23 protein-coding genes are annotated in these 18,637 nt (G+C 44.2%); 20 read left to right on the forward strand and 3 right to left on the reverse strand.

Going from position 1 to position 18,637, the window contains the following annotated elements; translation table 11 throughout:
* Positions 1-674 (forward strand): ISL3 family transposase (locus NF418_RS04775; protein ID WP_256778645.1); only part of this gene is annotated, 674 nt, incomplete at its 5' end.
* Positions 675-721: 47 nt separating this feature from the next.
* Here NF418_RS04775 and NF418_RS04780 read toward each other — a convergent pair.
* Positions 722-1,894: an IS110 family transposase gene (locus NF418_RS04780; protein WP_256778646.1), complete on the reverse strand. Its 1,173-nt coding sequence runs from the start codon at positions 1,892-1,894 to the stop codon at positions 722-724.
* Between the two features lie 688 nt (positions 1,895-2,582).
* Between NF418_RS04780 and NF418_RS04785 the strand changes: the two genes are divergently transcribed.
* Positions 2,583-3,707, forward strand: a complete 1,125-nt coding sequence (locus NF418_RS04785; protein ID WP_256778647.1) for an aminotransferase — start codon at positions 2,583-2,585, stop codon at positions 3,705-3,707.
* A 14-nt stretch (positions 3,708-3,721) separates the two neighbouring features.
* Here the strand turns inward: NF418_RS04785 and NF418_RS04790 are convergent, their stop codons facing one another.
* Positions 3,722-4,903, reverse strand: a complete 1,182-nt coding sequence (locus NF418_RS04790; RefSeq protein WP_256778648.1) for a DUF2974 domain-containing protein — start codon at positions 4,901-4,903, stop codon at positions 3,722-3,724.
* Between the two features lie 138 nt (positions 4,904-5,041).
* Here NF418_RS04790 and NF418_RS04795 point away from each other — a divergent pair, with 138 nt between their 5' ends.
* The 16 genes from NF418_RS04795 (at position 5,042) to NF418_RS04870 (ending at position 16,645) form a co-directional block, all read left to right on the forward strand.
* Positions 5,042-5,725 carry a response regulator transcription factor gene (locus NF418_RS04795; protein ID WP_256778649.1) on the forward strand — a complete coding sequence of 228 codons (684 nt, stop codon included), beginning with the start codon at positions 5,042-5,044 and terminating at the stop codon, positions 5,723-5,725.
* Positions 5,718-6,710 carry a sensor histidine kinase gene (locus NF418_RS04800; protein ID WP_256778650.1) on the forward strand — a complete coding sequence of 331 codons (993 nt, stop codon included), beginning with the start codon at positions 5,718-5,720 and terminating at the stop codon, positions 6,708-6,710. The genes NF418_RS04795 and NF418_RS04800 overlap by 8 nt, the downstream gene beginning before the upstream one ends.
* 97 nt (positions 6,711-6,807) lie before the next feature.
* A complete protein-coding gene (locus tag NF418_RS04805) occupies positions 6,808-7,566 on the forward strand; it encodes an ABC transporter ATP-binding protein (RefSeq protein ID WP_256778651.1) in 759 nt (252 codons plus the stop codon).
* A 1-nt stretch (position 7,567) separates the two neighbouring features.
* Positions 7,568-9,580, forward strand: coding sequence for an FtsX-like permease family protein (locus NF418_RS04810; RefSeq protein WP_256778652.1), 2,013 nt, complete (start codon positions 7,568-7,570; stop codon positions 9,578-9,580).
* A 309-nt stretch (positions 9,581-9,889) separates the two neighbouring features.
* Positions 9,890-10,054 carry a hypothetical protein gene (locus tag NF418_RS04815; protein WP_256778653.1) on the forward strand — a complete coding sequence of 55 codons (165 nt, stop codon included), beginning with the start codon at positions 9,890-9,892 and terminating at the stop codon, positions 10,052-10,054.
* Complete coding sequence (locus NF418_RS04820) at positions 10,051-10,368, forward strand: PadR family transcriptional regulator (RefSeq protein ID WP_256778654.1); 318 nt, start codon at positions 10,051-10,053, stop codon at positions 10,366-10,368. The genes NF418_RS04815 and NF418_RS04820 overlap by 4 nt, the downstream gene beginning before the upstream one ends.
* A 1-nt stretch (position 10,369) precedes the next feature.
* Positions 10,370-11,164: a hypothetical protein gene (locus NF418_RS04825; protein WP_256778655.1), complete on the forward strand. Its 795-nt coding sequence runs from the start codon at positions 10,370-10,372 to the stop codon at positions 11,162-11,164.
* A 52-nt stretch (positions 11,165-11,216) separates the two neighbouring features.
* Complete coding sequence (locus NF418_RS04830) at positions 11,217-11,453, forward strand: DUF2829 domain-containing protein (protein ID WP_004194840.1); 237 nt, start codon at positions 11,217-11,219, stop codon at positions 11,451-11,453.
* Complete coding sequence (locus NF418_RS04835) at positions 11,446-12,144, forward strand: 3-oxoacyl-ACP reductase (RefSeq protein ID WP_256778656.1); 699 nt, start codon at positions 11,446-11,448, stop codon at positions 12,142-12,144. The genes NF418_RS04830 and NF418_RS04835 overlap by 8 nt, the downstream gene beginning before the upstream one ends.
* A 12-nt stretch (positions 12,145-12,156) precedes the next feature.
* A complete protein-coding gene (locus NF418_RS04840) occupies positions 12,157-12,708 on the forward strand; it encodes a GNAT family N-acetyltransferase (protein WP_256778657.1) in 552 nt (183 codons plus the stop codon).
* On the forward strand, positions 12,705-13,178 hold the full coding sequence (locus NF418_RS04845) for an ASCH domain-containing protein (protein ID WP_256778658.1): 474 nt from the start codon (positions 12,705-12,707) through the stop codon (positions 13,176-13,178). Before NF418_RS04840 ends, NF418_RS04845 begins: the two co-directional genes overlap by 4 nt.
* 66 nt (positions 13,179-13,244) lie before the next feature.
* Positions 13,245-13,559, forward strand: coding sequence for a hypothetical protein (locus NF418_RS04850; RefSeq protein ID WP_024403666.1), 315 nt, complete (start codon positions 13,245-13,247; stop codon positions 13,557-13,559).
* A 120-nt stretch (positions 13,560-13,679) separates the two neighbouring features.
* Complete coding sequence (gene glmU / locus NF418_RS04855) at positions 13,680-15,062, forward strand: bifunctional UDP-N-acetylglucosamine diphosphorylase/glucosamine-1-phosphate N-acetyltransferase GlmU (RefSeq protein WP_256778659.1); 1,383 nt, start codon at positions 13,680-13,682, stop codon at positions 15,060-15,062.
* 8 nt (positions 15,063-15,070) lie between these two features.
* Positions 15,071-15,616 (forward strand): NUDIX hydrolase, encoded by a 546-nt coding sequence (locus NF418_RS04860; protein WP_256778660.1) that lies wholly within the window; start codon positions 15,071-15,073, stop codon positions 15,614-15,616.
* A 9-nt stretch (positions 15,617-15,625) separates the two neighbouring features.
* Complete coding sequence (macP, locus tag NF418_RS04865) at positions 15,626-15,946, forward strand: cell wall synthase accessory phosphoprotein MacP (RefSeq protein ID WP_105127835.1); 321 nt, start codon at positions 15,626-15,628, stop codon at positions 15,944-15,946.
* A 9-nt stretch (positions 15,947-15,955) separates the two neighbouring features.
* The gene (locus NF418_RS04870; protein WP_256778661.1) at positions 15,956-16,645 is read left to right on the forward strand and encodes a 5'-methylthioadenosine/adenosylhomocysteine nucleosidase; all 690 of its coding nucleotides are present in this window, start codon (positions 15,956-15,958) and stop codon (positions 16,643-16,645) included.
* Positions 16,646-16,671: 26 nt separating this feature from the next.
* Here the strand turns inward: NF418_RS04870 and NF418_RS04875 are convergent, their stop codons facing one another.
* Complete coding sequence (locus NF418_RS04875; RefSeq protein ID WP_256778662.1) at positions 16,672-17,478, reverse strand: peptidylprolyl isomerase; 807 nt, start codon at positions 17,476-17,478, stop codon at positions 16,672-16,674.
* 144 nt (positions 17,479-17,622) lie between these two features.
* On the opposite strand from NF418_RS04875, the gene NF418_RS04880 reads away from it, so the two are divergent.
* Positions 17,623-17,964 carry a DUF2500 domain-containing protein gene (locus NF418_RS04880; RefSeq protein ID WP_172000274.1) on the forward strand — a complete coding sequence of 114 codons (342 nt, stop codon included), beginning with the start codon at positions 17,623-17,625 and terminating at the stop codon, positions 17,962-17,964.
* Positions 17,965-18,082: 118 nt separating this feature from the next.
* Positions 18,083-18,628 (forward strand): hypothetical protein, encoded by a 546-nt coding sequence (locus tag NF418_RS04885; protein WP_256778663.1) that lies wholly within the window; start codon positions 18,083-18,085, stop codon positions 18,626-18,628.
* Positions 18,629-18,637: the final 9 nt, after the last annotated feature.

Below are 18,637 nucleotides of genomic sequence, written 5' to 3' on the forward strand. Positions count from 1 at the left end.
TACGATATCCTAGAAAGGTTAGAAATCAGGTCAAAGTGATTACCATGGATATGTTTAGTCCCTATTATCAACTTGCTAAACAGCTTTTTCCGAATGTAAAAATCGTACTCGACCGCTTTCATATTGTTCAACACCTTAGTCGTGCTATGAACCGTATCCGTATTCAAATTATGAATCAATTCGACAGAACATCGCAGGAATACCGAGCCTTGAAACGCTACTGGAAATTGATACAACAAGATAGCCGTAAAATCAGCGATAAACGATTTTATCGCCCTATGTTCCGAATGCACTTGACTAACAAGGAAATACTGGAAAAACTCCTGTCTTTCTCCGAGGAACTACGACAGCACTATGAACTCTATCAACTTCTCTTATTCCATTTCCAAGAGAAAAATTCAGATCATTTCTTCGAACTTATCGAACAGGAAATAACCGCTGTTAATCCTATTTTCCAGACAGTATTTAAGACATTTCTAAAGGATAAAGACAAGGTTTTAAACGCCATGGAATTGCCTTATTCCAACGCCAAACTGGAAGCTACCAATAATCTCATCAAAGTCATTAAAAGAAATGCCTTTGGTTTCAGGAACTTTGAAAACTTTAAAAAACGGATTTTGATTGCCTTGAACATAAAGAAAGAGAGAACGAAGTTCGTCCTCTCTAGGTGTTAGCTTTTCATCTACCCACTACAGTTGACAAAGAGCCAAAAATTTTTATGTTAGGCTACTAGCTCGTCCCTAGTAGTCTTTTTCTGTGCTAAAAATTCAGGATACGTTATCTGCTCTTTTAAAAGGATATAAGCTATTTTTAATAATTGATGTGCGAGTGCAATTGTTGCTTTTTGTGAACCACGCCGACTTTGAATCTGATAATATCGTTCTGCTAATGGGCTGCCTTTTTGTCTTTTGACAGCGAAGGCCGCTTGACACAAGCATTTCTTCAAATAGGAATTCCCGTGTCGAATCTTGGTACTTCGCTTCTTACCAGCACTCTCATTGTTACCTGGACATAGTCCTGCCCAAGAGGCTAAATGCCCAGCAGTTGGAAACTGACTCATATCAACTCCAACCTCAGAAATGATAACAGAAGCTGTAATGACATCAATGCCTGGGATGGAGTCCAATATTTCTACATGGTTTTCATATTGTGATAGATAGACATTCATTCGCTCTTCCAACAACTCAATCTGCTTCTGATAAAAATCATAAATCTCTAAGGACTGCTTTAACATGAAGCGGTGATGGTCAGAAAAATAGCCATCCAATGCTTCCAGAAGCTGGGGCACTTTCTTCTTCAAGCTGGTGTAAACGGATTGATGGACAATGCGAGGTGTAATAGGCGTCCCATCAACCAGTAGCTGAAGGAGATTGCGACCAGATAGCCCCATAATATCTTCGATATAGGTTGTTAGCTTGATACCACCTGACTGAAGAATTTTATGGATACGGTTGGTTTCTCTATTGCGACTCTCCACATAATGTTTTCGTTGTCTGGTCAACTCCCTCAATTCTTGAATGGTTTCATCGGGAACGAAACTCCGAGGAAGCAGACCAATCCGTGTTAATTTGGCTATCCAGTGAGCATCCTTCTTGTCGGTTTTCTGACCTGGAATAGCCTTCATATGAGCTGGTTGAGCGAGTATCAACTTGAAGTCATCACATAGAGCATGCCAGACAGGTCGCCAATAAACACCTGTACTTTCCATACCAACAGCTTCCACATGAAATTGACTGAGAAAATCGTGGCAAGCACGTAGGCCTTTAGTCGTTGTATCAAACGTAGCCGTCTCACGCTTTGGACGAGTTGAGGTGAGTGGTCCATGTAGGATACAGACAACGATATTGGCTTGATGGACATCAATACCTGCACAAGATTGATAGAGAACATCCATGACAATTCCCTCCTTCTAAAAATTAGAGAGCTTATCTACCGAATTTTAGTCGTATTTTTATACTCATGCCTATCGCATATTTTGGGGTGCTCGTCAGTAGAGTGGGTTAGTTTTTCCCGCGATGACTAACATCATTAACTCGTCAACCACAAAGCCCTCACTAAGATTATACACCTAGTGAGGGCTTTGTGTTCGTTTTCATTATTCTGTGGGTGAGGGCGGAGCCATCATGGATGTCTTTCCCACTCCCATTTCATTTTTAAAAGAGAGTAAAGGGTTGGGATTGATTGTCCCAACCTTTTATAGTCAATTGATTGAGGTTTGATACGTGGCCTCATTCGCCTTCCTCTATTCTAGAGAAGTGACTTATTTTGCATGTCTTATTTTCAGAGGCTGGGCTCAAGTCCACCGCCATTTCTCAGAATTCTTGTTTTACACTAGACTTCCTGCAAAACTAAAATCCTAATTCACAATTGATAATTCCGGCAATCAAATACATTTGACAATTTATGGTCTAATAGGCTAGAATCAGGCAAGTTAATTTTATACACTCCAGTTGATTGGAGAATTTTAGATGTCATGCCAAAAATCTAGAAATAGAAAATAGGCAGCTGTTAATTTGAATATTTATAGGATTTTCTGAGAATATGGTACAATAGTGACAGAATAAATTGAAGTAGGAAACTTTATGAAGCTACCACGTTTCGGCGTTGAGGAATGGCTGAATGTCCACGAAACCAGCGCTACCTATGACATTGCAGGAGTATCCATTTCTGCCCTGACTTTGGAAGAGTTGTTTGCCTTGTCGGACACCAATCCTGAGGATTTTTATAAGAAATTGCAGGGCACCAAGCTCAATTATGGCTGGATAGAAGGCTCGCCAGAGTTTAAAGAGGCTGTCAGCCAGCTCTATGAACATGTAGCTCCTGAACAAATTCTTCAAACCAATGGGGCAACAGGGGCCAACTTGCTAGTTCTTTACAGTTTGATTGAGCCAGGTGATCATGTCATTTCCCTTTACCCAACCTACCAACAACTCTATGATATTCCAAAGTCCTTAGGAGCAGAAGTGAATTTGTGGCAGATTGAGGAAGAGAAGGGCTGGTTGCCAGACTTGGAAAAACTTCGTCAGCTCATTCGTCCCAATACCAAGATGATTTGTATCAACAATGCCAATAATCCAACAGGTGCTGTCATGGATAGGGCTTATTTGGAAGAATTGGCGATCATTGCTGATGAGGTAGGAGCCTACATCCTATCAGATGAAGTCTATCGTTCCTTTTCTGAGCTGGATGTGCCGTCTATCATTGATGTCTATGACAAGGGGATTGCGGTTAATAGTCTGTCTAAGACCTATTCTCTGCCAGGTATTCGTGTCGGCTGGGTGGCTGCCAATCATCAAGTAACCGATATTCTGAGAGATTACCGGGACTATACCATGATTTGTGCAGGTGTCTTTGATGACATGGTGGCCCAACTCGCTCTGGCATCTCGTAAAGAGATTTTGAAAAGAAATCGGCGCATTTTAGAAGAAAATCTAGCAATTTTGGACCAATGGATTGAGAAGGAACCCCTCGTTTCCTATATTCGACCAGCTGTCGTATCTACAAGCTTTGTCAAGATTGCTGTGGATATGCCTATGGAAGATTTTTGCTTGCAACTTCTGCAGGAATACGGTATTCTTCTAGTTCCTGGTAATCGGTTTGAACGTGACGGCTATGTCCGTCTAGGTTTTGCCTGTGAACAAGAAACTCTAATCAAAGGATTAGAAAAACTATCCCAGTTTTTAAGAAGATTCGATACAGAAAACTAGCTCAGGTGGTTGAGCTAGTTTTCCTTGTTTTCAGGTGTAAGTCTTTGGAACAATTTCCGCCAATCTGGCAGAGAGATTTCAGGGCTTGGAATGGAAGTGCTAATATTGTCCCTCCAAATTTGGTAGCGGGTGTCAAAGAGTAGCCGAATGAGTTTGTCCATCATGTCCGCCTCTTGAGGAGATAATTCTTTTCTCAATCGGTCCATTTCCTGTAATTTCTGTAGGGGATTTACCGTGATGTCACTGAACCGTTCAATCCCTGCTTGGATGAAAATCCCGAAAAAGAGGTCAAAGAAATCTTTCAATTCTTCATCCGTTAGGCTAGCAGTCCAGGTTTTTAAAGTCTGGTCGGTTTGAAGGCTGTCGCTGGTTAGGGCAGGGGCTGACTTGAAATCAGTTCCTTCAATTTCCCAAGAAAATGTGATGTGTTGGAGAAGCCCGATGGTGTTGCTCTGAACAATTTGGGCATTTTCAGGTGTTTCCAACATCATTCCCACGATGGAATTTTGTGGAATGAGGGGGTAAATCCGATTTTGAATGGCTTGGTAGCCAGGAGCTTCCAAATGCTTTTTATGGAGTCCCGGTGCGTCAAAGGGATAGATAGCCACAATTCGCTCGTGTAAATCTGAGGACTGCTTACTTGCGGAATAAAGGGCTAAATTGCCACCTTTGGAATGCCCTGCGATATAGAAATTCTCCATTTGACTGGACATTATTTTCTCCAAATAATCACTTGCAGAACGTTGGGCAGGAATTTCATCCATATAGGTCATTTGGAAGTCTTCCTTCCAACCGATGATAGTGTCATCTGTTCCCCTAAAACAAGTCAGGACAGTCTGTCTGTCCAAGCGGTAGCTAATGGCGGCGAATTGTTGCTCTTGGTCCAACTGATAATCGTCAACGAAGCCAAATGCCTTGATAGACTTGAAGCGTATGGATTTGGCAAGAAGGGCAAATAAGGCTAGGCGATTTTTGGTCACCATAGAAAAGGGAGGGAAGTCATTCTGATAAGTTGCTTCAAAATGCTCAGCCAGATGATCCAGTCGGATACCATTTTCAGTAAAAGAAGCGGGGACAAGCTTGTCAAAAGGCAGGTAGGAAAGCTCAGTCAGGGCCAAAATGTCCAGTTTGTTCAGGGGCTGGTCGTAAAAACTGTCGTATTGACTTTCTTCTATGTAATTTAATAAATTTGGCATGGTAATCCTTTCCTTTTTCTTCTAGTATAACGAAATATGTGTGGAATGACAAATCTGGGTTGGCAATGTAGAAAATCCCCCTTTTTTACTGAAATTTAGGCTATAATAAATAGTATATAGTAAGAGAGGGAAATTGTTATGCAGAGAATTCTTCTGGTTGAGGATGACCGAATTATCAGTCAATTAGTTGCCAAGAACCTTACAAACTGGGGTTATCAGGTTCAAGAGGTCCAAGATTTTCAGACGGTGTTGTACCAAATAAGCGATTTCCAGCCCCATTTGATTTTACTAGATATTGGCCTGCCTTTTTTCAATGGCTATTACTGGTGTCAGGAAATTCGCAAGACATCCCGTGTGCCCATTATGTTTCTGTCTTCCCATGACCAGCCAATGGATATAGTTATGGCGATCAATATGGGGGCGGATGACTATGTGACCAAGCCTTTTGAAATGACGGTTCTCCTAGCCAAAATACAGGGGCTTTTGCGGAGAACTTACGATTTCGTGGGTGAACAAAGTTTACTCTGGTTTGAAGAGGTATCCTTGGATTTGAAAACGATGCAGGTGTCTTATGGACAGGCTGTAGAGGAGTTGACACGAAATGAATTTCAGATTTTACGGGTGCTTTTTGAGCATGGTAAGGAAGTGGTCAGTCGTGAGGAGCTGATGCGAGAACTCTGGAACAGCGATATTTTTGTGGATGACAATACCCTGTCGGTTAACATCGCTCGCCTGCGTAAAAAGTTGGCAGAACTGGGTTTGCCAGATTTGATTGCCACCAAGAAAGGAGTGGGCTACGGCCTGGTGTGGACACATGAATAAGGATGAATTTGGCTCACTAGTATCAGAATTTTTACCCACTTGGCTCCGTCATCGTTGGATCTTTCTGGCCAGCTACTGCCTTTTTGCTGCGACCATTTTGGCTATCAGTAGCGTCTTTGACATTGAGAGGGACCTGGCTCGCTATGCTCTCATCCTCCTGAGTATTTGTTGGCTCCTCGCCCTCCTCTGGGATTTTGTCAGGGAATTTTCCCGCTTTGGAAAAATCTGGCGTGGTCAGAAAGTAGCCACTGGGACAGCCAGTGAACGTTGTTTGCAGGAAAAAGTGGAGCGACTAGAAGTCCAGAACAAGCAAATCTTAGAAAAACAGCGTCAGGAACAGACAGAATTAGATGACTACTACACCCTTTGGGCCCACCAGATGAAAACGCCGATTGCAGCCAGTCAACTTTTGGTCAAGGAAGTAGATAGTAGTCCAGTTCGTCATCAATTAGAATCGGAATTGTTTAAGATAGAACAATACACAGGTCTGGTCTTGAACTATCTGCGTTTACAGTCCTTTCATGATGATTTGGTTATCGAATCTGTTAATTTGGAAGAGCTGGTCAGAAGTCTGGTCAAGAAATATTCCCTATTTTTCATTCAGGCCAATACCAGCTTGGACTTGGGGCAGCTGGATAGGAGCGTAAAGACAGACAAACGCTGGCTGGGCCTCTTGATTGAGCAAATTTTATCCAATGCCCTCAAGTATTGTCAGGGGGGAAGCATCTCGATTTTTCTAGACGGGGATGATTTGGTCATTCGCGATACGGGAATTGGGATTGCTGAGAGTGACTTGGAACGAGTCTTTGAGCGTGGTTTCTCAGGTTTCAATGGTCGCAGAACCCAGCAATCTTCGGGTCTGGGGCTTTATCTCTCACGGAAAATTGCAGCGGAGCTGGGCTATTCCCTAAAGCTAAAATCAAAAGTGGGTCGGGGAACAGAGGTACGAATCGGTATCAAAGAGGCGGAGTTGATTTTTGATTAATCTTACAAAACTGTCACGCAAATGAAAGCTAGGGCTATGGCAGACTGTCGGAGGATGAGCTAGAATGGGGGTAGAAAAAGAAAAGGAGGTTGTAGTAATGACACTCTTAGATGTACAACACGTTCAAAAGATATATAGTTCTCGCTTTAAGGCGGGTCAGGTTGAGGCCTTGAAGGATATTCATTTTACAGTGGAAAAGGGTGAATATGTCGCTATTATGGGTGAGTCTGGCTCTGGTAAGTCCACCCTGCTCAATATTTTGGGGACCCTTGATAAGCCAACGCAGGGCAAGGTCTTGCTTAACGGATTGGATACCCAGTCTATCAAGAGCAAGGAAGCCGCTGCTTTTCGTCGGGAGAAATTGGGCTTTGTCTTCCAAGATTTCAATCTCTTGGACACCCTCTCTGTCAAGGATAATGTGCTCTTGCCTCTGGTTTTATCCCGTTTTCCGATTGATGAGATGAACAAGCGACTCATTCATACGCTTAATAGTCTGGGAATTGCGACCTTGCAAGACAAGATGCCCTACGAGATTTCGGGTGGTCAGCAGCAGCGGGTTGCGGTGGCGCGTGCCATCATCACCCAGCCAGAAATCCTCTTAGCGGATGAGCCGACAGGGGCTCTAGATTCCAAGTCCTCTGCAACCTTGCTGGATATCTTTGAGCAGATAAACCAGCAGGGGCAGACCATTCTGATGGTGACCCACTCAACTGCAGCGGCCAGTCGTGCCAAACGAGTACTCTTCATCAAAGACGGTATTCTATACAATCAAATCTACCGTGGCGAGCGGACTAGTCAGGAGATGTATCAGCTGATTTCAGATACCTTGACACTGATGGCGAATCGAGGTGAGTAGTATGTTTGGACTAACTGTTCGATTGGCTCTGACCAATCTCAAAAAGAACCGCAGGCTCTATTTTCCCTATGCCCTAATGACTATAGTTTCAACAGCCATTGCCTATATTTTTGCATCGCTTGCCTTTCATCCTGATTTAGGTCAGGTCAAGGGAGCCGATGGGGTAACCATGGTATTGGGCTTCGGTATGATTGTGGTCATGTTGGCGGTTGCCATCATGGTCTTCTATGCCAATAGTTTTGTCATGAAGCAGCGGTCAAAAGAGTTCGGTGTTTATAGTATTCTAGGCTTGGAGAAAAAACACCACCTCCTGATGACTTTTCTAGAAAATCTAGTTTTTGCAGCCAGTAGTATTTTGACAGGCTTGTTGCTGGGCTTGGCTCTAGATAAACTCTTCTACGCCCTTTTGCTCAAGGTCATGCAGATGCCTGTGGTCCTGGCTTCAACCTTCCAGTTGAAAAGTCTGGTTACTGTACTTATTTATCTCTTTGGGATTTTTGCCTTGGTCAGCCTATTTAATATTGGAAAATTGGGATTAACCGACTCTCTCAAACTGGTTCAGGGTAAAAAGCGAGGGGACAAGAAAACGGGCTTCCTCTGGCTACAAACCCTCTTAGCCCTTATCCTATTGGGGGCAGGCTACGCCATTGCCCAGCTGGTGACCAGTCCGCTGACAGCTATTCCAAGTTTCTTTGGAGCGACTCTTCTGGTTATCTTTGGGACCTACTTGCTCTTCCACGCAGGTGTTATCAGTCTATTAAACTGGCTAAAGAACCGTCAGACCTATTACTACAAGCCTGAGAATTTTATTTCTGTATCCAACTTGATTTTCCGTATGCGGAAAAATGCTCTGGGCCTTGCGACCATTACTATCCTCTCTAGCATGTTTTTGGTGACCATGGTTGGAGGACTCAATATTTACATCGGTGGCAAGGATTATATTGCCAATCAAAATCCAAATGACTATTCGATTGATGTTGGTATGCAACCAACCACTTCAAAAGATCAAACGGAGAAGTGGGAGAAGTGGACGGATGCTATCTTAGAAGAGAAGGATATTCCTGTTGAAAGTAGGGTGAGCTATCCTTACCAGCAAGCCTATTTTTCTGAGGTAACAAACCAGCAAGTAAGATTTTTGACGGATGAAGAAGCCGCTGGTATGAATTTCTCTGACCGATTGGGGATCGGTTTTGTCCTTAATCAAGCCAGCTATGAAAAGATGACGGGAGAAAAACTCCAGTTGGCATCTGACCAAGTGGTAATTTTTAGTAAGGGAGTCCAGTATCAAGCTGGTCAAACCCTCACCTTTGATGAAAAGGAAATGGAAGTTGTCCAAGTCTTGCCCAAGAATGTGACTTTAGGACATCTACCAGACCATAGTTCCTTCCTTTTCAGCCAGTATCTGGTCATTGTTGTTCAAGACTTGGCTGTTTTTGAAAATCAAGCTGAGAATCGCTATTATATGGGCTTTGAAAGCAGTCTATCAGAAGAAGAACAAGTAAGTAGCCAAGAGACTTTCTTATCTGGTACTTTTGAAAGCGAATTGTGGTCTTCCAATATTTTGCCTGATGGAACCAACGCCATTAGTCTCGCCTATCGTGCCTACGCAACACGTAACTTCTTTAGTTTTGCTGGTTCACTTTTCTTCATCGGCCTCTTGCTTTCACTTATCTTTTTGATGGCGGTAGTGCTGGTGATTTACTTCAAACAGATTTCAGAAGGCTATGAAGACAGAGACCGCTTCGTCATTATGATCAAGGTTGGTCTGGATGAGGATCAGACGAGACAGTCCATTCGCAAGCAGTTGCTGACCGTCTTTTTCCTGCCTATCCTACTTGCCTTTGTCCACCTAGCCTTTGCCTACAAGATGCTATCATCCATACTTTTGTCTATCGGTGTGGTTAATGCAGGGCTTATGCTGCAGGTGACAGCAGGCATCTGTGGTGGCTATCTCCTCCTTTACCTAGTGGTATATGCTATCACAACACGGTCTTACAAACAAATTATTTCCTAAACTTGGGGCAACCCAAGTTTTTTATATGTTTTTAGATATGTTGCTACCGTAATTTTTATTTCCAACTTCCAACAAATTCCCAGATTGTTGGAGTTATCAACTACTGCGCTGAGATGTTGACACAAACTTTGAGTAGTAGTGTTGATTTTTTTACTCATTTTCCACTATTTTGCTTTACATACTAGCTACCTTGTGTTAGACTATAGATACCAAACTAATAGGTAAAACAAACTAGTGATAGAAGATAAAGAAAATCGCTTTTATTTTTATAAGACTAGTATGTATTACAAATTAGACAGGAAATTAAAGATGAAATTAGACAAGATGAGACGAGAAGATTGGGAAGTGGCAGGCATCACGCTTGTGACGGCCATTATAACTGGCTGGACCTTGGATTCTATTTTGATCTTAGGTATCATGTTAGTGTCAGGCTTACTGTTTGGATTTTTTACAGATGATGAGGAGGGCTTATGAAAGAAACCCAAATGCTCAAAGGTGTCCTAGACGGCTGTGTCTTGCAGGTCATTGCCCGACAGGAAATTTATGGCTATGAGTTGGTCCAGGAGTTGAGAAAGCAGGGCTTTGAAAACATGGTCGGGGGAACAGTCTATCCCCTCCTTCAGAAGTTAGAAAAAAATGGCTTAATTTTCAGCCAAAACAAGTCTTCACCAGACGGACCAGACAGGAAGTATTTTTATTTGACGGACCAAGGGCAGATCTACTTAAACGATTTTTGGATCCAGTGGGGAGAACTCGTCGAAAAAGTGGAGAAAGTGAAAGGAGAATAAGATGAGCAAACAAATGGAATACCGCAAGCAAATTGAAGTGATTGAAAGCCAGCTGACCAAGGAAAACAAGGAGTACATGGGCCGTATCAATGGTTATATGATGATTGCCTCTGTTTTTCACAGGCAGGAAGAAGCAGTGACTGCCCAGCTTTTATCCATTTACCAAGATGTTCTGGAAGCCCAAAAAGACGGGCTTTCGGCGGAGGATTTTCTGGGCAAAGACAGCAAGCAAATGGCAGACGACCTACTCAGCTACCTCCCTCCGATTGGTTTCATGGAAGTCGCAAACCTAAGCGGCCTCATGCTGATCATCTACCTCGGCAGCCAATGGCTGATGGATTTTGCAGGGACAGGCACCATTTCGCTCAACTGGCTGGGCTTGGTGTGTGACACGGCTCTCAGTTTCCTCCTACCAGCAGGGATTTTCCTCATTATTCGCGGTTTGATTTACCAGACCAGCAAAATCAAGGTTTGGGCAAGTTTTCTCTGCATTCCCTTTCTTTTCCTCCTGATTTGTGGCCTTCGTCTTTGGGCAATCCCCAAGGAACCTGACCTGGTTCTGACTGGCTGGGGGCTTGCAGTACCACTTACCATTCTCGGTTTAGCTCTGCTATTTTTCCAAAAGGAAAAGTTGGTCCGCTATGTCTTTATGCCTAGTTATCTGTTCATGATTGCTGGCGGTGTGGTGAATATGGTCATGACCGTTCCAGTTTGGCTCAATCTGGTTTTGCTCATTCTGCCAGCTATGGCCTTTTGGATTGGAAGTGCGGTTTTGTTGGTGAGGAAACCGAAATAGAAGCGATTTTTTGGTATAATGATTGAAAAATAGAAGAATAAAGGAGTTTAAAATGACATTTGAAGAGATTTTACCAGGCTTGAAGGCCAAGAAAAAGTACGTTCGCACAGGTTGGGGTGGCGCGGAGAACTACGTCCAGCTCTTTGACACCATTGAGGTACACGGGCAAAAGCTGGAGGCGACGCCCTATTTCCTCATCAACGTGACAGGCGAGGGCGAAGGCTTCTCCATGTGGAGCCCGACCCCTTGCGATGTCCTTGCGACCGACTGGGTAGAAGTCCATGACTAAGACAGCCCTCATCACCGGCGTTTCCAGCGGCATTGGACTAGCGCAGGCGGAGATTTTTTTGGAAAATGGCTGGCGTGTCTTCGGGATTGATCAGGCTAGCAAGCCTGATTTGGCAGGCGATTTCCACTTTCTACAGCTGGACCTGACAGGCGATTTATCGCCCGTCTTTTCCTGGTGCCAGTCAGTCGATGTCCTCTGTAACACCGCAGGCATTCTAGACGATTATCGTCCCCACCTGAATATCGAGGAGGATGAATTGGCTCGCATCTTCGCGGTCAATTTTTTTGCGGTGACTAGACTAACTCGTCCCTATCTGCAGCAAATGGTGGACAGACAGTCCGGCATCATTATCAATATGTGCTCCATTGCCTCCAGCCTAGCAGGTGGAGGAGGCTCAGCCTACACCGCCTCCAAGCATGCTTTGGCAGGGTTTACCAAGCAGCTGGCTCTGGACTATGCCAAGGACAAGGTCCAGGTCTTCGGCATCGCCCCAGGTGCCGTTCAGACAGGCATGACCCAGAAGGACTTTGAGCCTGGTGGTCTAGCGGACTGGGTGGCAGACCAGACCCCTATCGGACGCTGGAGTCAGCCCAGCGAAATAGCAGAGCTGACCTTCATGCTGGCTTCTGGTAAACTCGCCTCTATGCAAGGCCAGATCATCACCATCGATGGTGGCTGGAGTTTGAAGTAGGGAGGAAATGTTATGATGTTAGAAACCAATCGTCTCTTGCTCCGCCCTTGGAGTGAAACAGACGCAGCTGACTTATTTTCTCAGGCCAGTCATCATGAAGTTGGTCCTGCAGCGGGTTGGCCTGTTCATCAGAGTGTGGAAGAAAGTCGAGAAATTATCAAGACAGTCCTTAGCCAACCCGAAACCTACGCCCTTGTTCTCAAAGAAACAGGACAGGTGATTGGCAGTATCGGGCTCATGCTTGGTAAACAAGGTGGTCTTGATTTGCCTGACTCAGAAGCTGAGCTAGGCTACTGGCTTGGGCAGGGATTTTGGGGACAGGGATTGGTGCCAGAGGCTAGTCAAGTTTTGCTGGATTACGGCTTTTCCAAATTGAATTTAGAGAAAATCTGGTGTCGTGCTTTTGTAGGCAATACCAAGTCTCTTCGTGTCCAAGAAAAACTGGGCTTTGTTTACCAATATGTCTTGGAAGATGTCTATTTCTCGCTCATTGATGAGATCCGTACCGAACGCGTGAGCTTACTGACTAAGGAGGAATGGCAGTCTAGGAAGGAAAAACTATGACACCAACACAACTCTGGCAAGAATTTCTTGCTATCAATCCCCAAGCAGGTCCTGAACCAGAGGCCTGGGTCTTTGGGGCGGAAGCGGATCGACTGGCTGATTTGGTGGCTAGAGGCATCAAAACCTCAACCAGCTCTGCTCATGCCCTCTACGCAGTAGAGGGAGAAGAAATCCCAACAGCTGGTGGCTATGACATCATTCTGGACGGACAAGGTCAGGCTGTGTGCATTATCCAGACTACCAAGGTCTATGTGACGCCCTTTTCCCAAGTGACGGAAGAACATGCCTATAAGGAGGGCGAGTTCCGTCAGGGAGGTAACTTGTCTGACATAAGAGCGAAAAGTCTAATCCACTGGCGACAGGTCCATGAGGAACTCTTCACTATCTGGCTGGCCGAAGCAGGTCTGACCTTCTCAGAAGACATGCTGGTTGTCTGTGAAGAATTTGAATTAGTTTACCCTAAAATGTAAGTTTTTCCTTGTTAGCACTTTTGATTTATAGTATAATAATATAAAAACAAAACCAAGGAGTTTGCAATGGATAAAAAACGTGTCATTGAGTTATTAGATCAGCTTTCTCCCATTCTGTCTGGAAAAGAGGAAACAATCGGCAAAGAACTGACGGAGAAATTGCAGTCAGCCTTGCTTGTGACCAAGGAAGATGTGGCCAGTAAGGACGGTGTGGCTTTGGCAACCAGTTTGTCAGGCTTTGTTCAGGCCATTTCCAATGCTAGCTTGCCTGGCGCCAATCTGCGTTTTACAGACCAAGAACGCCCTGTCTGGGAGGAGTTTAAAGTCCTGACGGAGCAAGCAAGAGCAGATGACCAAAGAGGGTTTCAGCTATTTCATTAAGATTATAAGGAGCTTAGGCTCCTTTTTGCTTGACATAAAACTTGGCACACTTCTGCCATTTTCCAAAAAACACAAAATTTGCTATAATAGGGTCATATACAAATGAAAAGAGAGATATTTATGAGCAATAACTATGCAATTATTCTAGCAGCGGGTAAGGGAACTCGCATGAAGTCTGACTTACCAAAGGTCTTACATAAGGTAGCCGGAATTACCATGTTGGAGCATGTCAAGCGGGCTGTGGATGCCATGGAGCCTGCCAAGACTGTAACCATTGTCGGTCACAAGGCTGAATTGGTACAGACTGTTTTAGAAGGTCAGTCAGAATTTGCCCTCCAATCTGAACAGTTGGGAACAGGTCATGCGGTCATGATGGCTGAGCCAGCTTTGGCAGGTTTGGAAGGACAAACACTGGTCATTGCAGGTGACACACCGCTGATTACAGGTGAGAGCTTGAAAAACTTGATTAACTTCCATATCAGCCATAAAAATGTTGCGACAATTTTGACTGCACAAGCTGACAATCCCTTCGGCTATGGTCGTATTATCCGCAACGCAGACGGCGAAGTCTTGAAGATTGTGGAACAGAAAGATGCCAACGATTTCGAAAAACAGGTCAAGGAAATCAACACTGGAACCTATCTCTTTGACAACAAGCGTTTGTTTGAAGCTCTTAAGGATATCAATACGGACAACGCCCAAGGTGAGTACTATTTGACAGATGTTATTTCGATTTTCCGTCAGGCTGGCGAAAAAGTTGGGGCCTATGTCCTCAAAGACTTTGATGAAAGCTTGGGAGTTAATGACCGCATTGCACTTGCGACTGCAGAGGCGGTTATGCGCAAGCGGATTAATGAGAAACACATGATTAACGGAGTAACTTTTGTTAATCCAGAAGCGACTTATATTGACATCGATGTGGAAATCGGAGCAGAAGCAGTTATCGAAGCCAACGTTGTCTTGAAAGGTCAAACAATTATCGGTGAGCGAACTGTCTTGACAAATGGCACCCGTGTACGTGATTCTAAAATCGCTGCAGATGTAGTCATTAGTAACTCAGATATTGAAGAATCGGTTATCGAAGAGGGTGTGACAGTAGGCCCTTATGCTCATATCCGTCCAGACAGCCATCTGAAAAAAGATGTCCATGTTGGAAACTTTGTGGAAGTCAAGGCCTCGACACTGGGTGAGGGAACCAAATCAGGTCACTTGACTTATTTGGGTAACGCAACTATCGGCAGCAATGTCAATGTCGGTGCAGGAACTATTACTGTCAACTACGATGGTAAAAACAAATTCAAGACTACCATTGGCGACAATGCCTTTATCGGTTCAAACTCAACCATCATCGCCCCGGTAACTATCGGTGACAATGCCCTGCTTGCTGCTGGCTCTGCCATTACCAAAGACATTCCAAAAGATGCTATCGGGATTGGTCGTGGTCGTCAGGAAAACAAGGAAGGCTATGCGACCCGCTTCCCATTCCACCCAAGCCAAAAATAGGTGACACTATGAATTTTGAAGAAAAAACCATCAACCGTACTGAGATTTTCAAGGGTCATATCTTTGATGTCGTCGTCGATGATGTGACTTTGCCAAATGGTGGGACTGGTAAGCGTGAACTGATTTTTCACAAGGGAGCGGTTTGCGTCTTAGCAGTTACTCCAGAAGATAAGATGATTTTGGTCAAACAATATCGAAAGGCTATCGAGCGCGCTATCTATGAAATTCCAGCAGGCAAGTTGGAACTAGGCGAAGAAGATACGCTGGAAGATGCTGCCTTGCGTGAATTGGAAGAGGAGACAGGCTATACCAGTGACAAGCTGACCTTGTTATCAGATTTTTACTCTGCTATCGGTTTTTGCAATGAGCGTATTCGCCTCTATTTAGCTGATAACTTGGTTAAAGTGGAAAACCCTCGTCCCATGGATGAGGATGAGGTTATCGAACTGTCTTATGTGACCCTAGAAGAAGCCTTGGACTTGGTCGCAAGTGGAGATATTTGTGATGCCAAGACTATTATGGCGGTTCAATATTTACAACTCATGAGAAAGTAGGAGATAACAGTGGGCAAGCCCTTGTTAACGGATGAAATACTAAAACGAGTGAAAAAAATGCAGGAGGCGGATACTGATGAACGTTTTGGACATTTTAGTCCCAAGCAAACGGTATCCATGGATGAAAAGATTTTTGACCCTATTTTAGATGAAGACTACCAAGGCTATGAGGAAGGGCAGACCATCCGCATTCCTGTCAAACCCTCGGTAGTCAAAAGTCGTAGAATTGAAACCATCAAACGGGAAGAATTTCGGGGAAAAGTCAACAAAATTCTCTTTTGGGTTATTCTTTTACTGATTGTATTTATCATTGCTGTCTTGTTTATTTAAGGAGAAATCATGAAATTTGGAATTATCGCAGCCATGCCACAGGAGCTGAAGATTTTGGTCGAGCATCTCCAAGACAAAGTAGAAGTAGCTGTCTTGGGTCGGACCTATTACCAAGGACGAATTGGTCAGCATGAAGTAGTGCTTGTCCAGTCGGGCATTGGCAAGGTCATGTCAGCTATGTCGGTGGCCATCTTGGCGGACCGCTTTGCAGTGGATGCCATTGTCAACACGGGCTCAGCAGGAGCAGTGGCTGACGGAATCGCCATCGGAGACGTAGTTGTAGCCACTCACTTGGCCTACCACGATGTTGATGTGACGGCTTTTGGCTACGCTTATGGGCAAATGGCAGGGCAGGAATTGTATTATCCAGCTGACCAAGTTCTGTTAGAACAGTTAACAGGCGTTTTGGCAGAGCAGGAAATAACCAGTCATCAGGGTCTGATTGTGACCGGTGACAGTTTTATTGCCGGTCAAGATAAGATCGCCAGCATAAAGGAACATTTTCCAGAAGTTCTGGCTGTGGAGATGGAGGGAGCGGCCATCGCCCAAGCGGCTGTCAATACAGGCAAGCCCTTCTTAGTCATCCGTGCCATGAGCGATACAGCACAAGGGGATGCCAATATTACCTTTGATGAATTTATCATTCAAGCAGGAGAGCGTTCTGCCCAGACCCTGATTGCCTTCTTAGAACAAGTTTAAAACCCAGCCAGGCGGCTGGGTTTTCTTTATTCAAAGGTGTAATCTTTAACAATTTCAATCGATTCAATTTTGACATCTGTTTTAGGCTTGTCACTGCTATCTGTTTCGACAGCAGCGATCTTATCCACAATATCCATTCCCTCGATAACTTGTCCAAAGACGGTATGCTTGCCGTCTAGGTTTGGATTTCCACCGTTTTTATAGGCTTCAACGATTTTTGTTGGATACTTTGAAGATGATAGTTGGCTTGACATATCAGTTGTATTCTGGTTGATGAAGAACTGACTGCCGTTGGTTCCTGCGCCAGCATTAGCCATAGACAATGAACCGCGTATATTGTAGAGGAAGGCAGAAATCTCATCTTTGAAACCATAGCCGGCGTCGATAGTGGTTCCCTTTCCAGCCCAGATAGATTCACCACCTGTACCATTTCCTAGAGGGTCTCCTCCTTGAATCATGAAATCCTTGATAACCCTGTGGAAAATAGTGCCATTGTAGTAGCCATTTTTGGCATGGGTCAGGAAGTTTTCCACAGTCAATGGTGCTTGCTCTGGGAAGAGTTTGATAGTGATGTCCCCCTCGGTCGTTTTGATTTTTACAGCTGCCTCGTTGTCAGCAACTTCGCTAGATAGCTGTGGAAAGCTAGCATCGGGATTGTTGATGGCGTAGGCTAGGTCTTTTGCATACTTACTAGACGCAGTTGTGTCTGTGGTGGTTGCCAGAGTCGAACTGGAGCTAGATGAGCTTGATTGCTCAGTGCTGGTAGTGGAATTGCTTGCACAGGCTGTTAATAAAATTGTGGATGCAAGAGCAAAAAATAGTCGTTTTTTCATGAATAATCCTTTCTGGGAAACGTAAAATTATGCTCATTTTACCATGATTTCATACAATTTTCAATTTTCTGCCGAAGTGACAAAATTTCTATAGATTTTTGTGGATAATTTGATATACTATTAGTAAAAAAGGAGCAGTTAAGTATGGAAGATTTAGTCAATAGTTCAGGTTTGTTTATGTTGTTTTTCTACGCTCTTGCGACACTCATACTAGGAACCGTTTGTTTTCAGATATTCAAAAATACGACGGAGTGGCTTCGTAATAATCAGTCACCAAGAGAAACGTGTACAGCCAAGCTGGTTGCCAAACGGACCCATGTCTTTGGCAATGAAATGGCACGGACCAATTATTATGTGACCTTTGAATGGGAAGGCAAACGGCAAGAGTTTCGAGTTCGCTCGGATGAATATGCCCTCTTGGCTGAGGGCGACAGGGGAACCCTACACTTTCAGGGGACCCGATTCCTAGGTTTTAATCGGAGCTAGGGTTTCTTTTCTGTTTGAAATCTACAAAATAGTGTATAATAGCAAGAGTTTATCAGTCAACTGTCTTGGTCAATCAAACCAATCAGGCTGATAGAAATACCCTTGGAGAAAGTTGAACATGTCAGTAGAAAAACGTATTGAAGAAATGTATAAGGACCACGAGGTCAAGCCCTATATCTCCCCAGAACGCGACCTGGCAACTTGGCTCTTAGAAGCCAAGCCAGTGCCAAAACGCAATATGGTTCGTCTGCAAGAAGGAATCTTACCTGGAGATATTATTTTATTGTGGCGGATTAGCCTGGGTTCTTTTGAAACAACCACGCCCTACTCCAAGTACTTTGAGTACATGTATGGCATCAACGGTCCTGCTCACATGGAGCAGTTGATTGCGGACGGCTATGCCTATGTTGAAACCGCCTTTGATTCGCTGGATCATATCACCTCGACTGCCAAGAAGAATATCCTCAAAGTAGAGGGTGTGACAGGCCTGTCCAAGATGAAGGCGGCAGACCTTGACACTGCCCTCAAGGACAATTTGACAGAAGAAAAATTGGCTCCCTACTTTACCGTCCGAGGTTATGCCCTCACGGAAAAAGGCAGAGCTGCACTCGAAAATCACCCAGAAGTGCTTGCCAAACACCCAATGAAGAAGATGTACAAATAAAAAAAGAAT

It is taken from the genome of Streptococcus suis (assembly GCF_024509555.1).
Classification (GTDB): domain Bacteria; phylum Bacillota; class Bacilli; order Lactobacillales; family Streptococcaceae; genus Streptococcus; species Streptococcus suis_AD.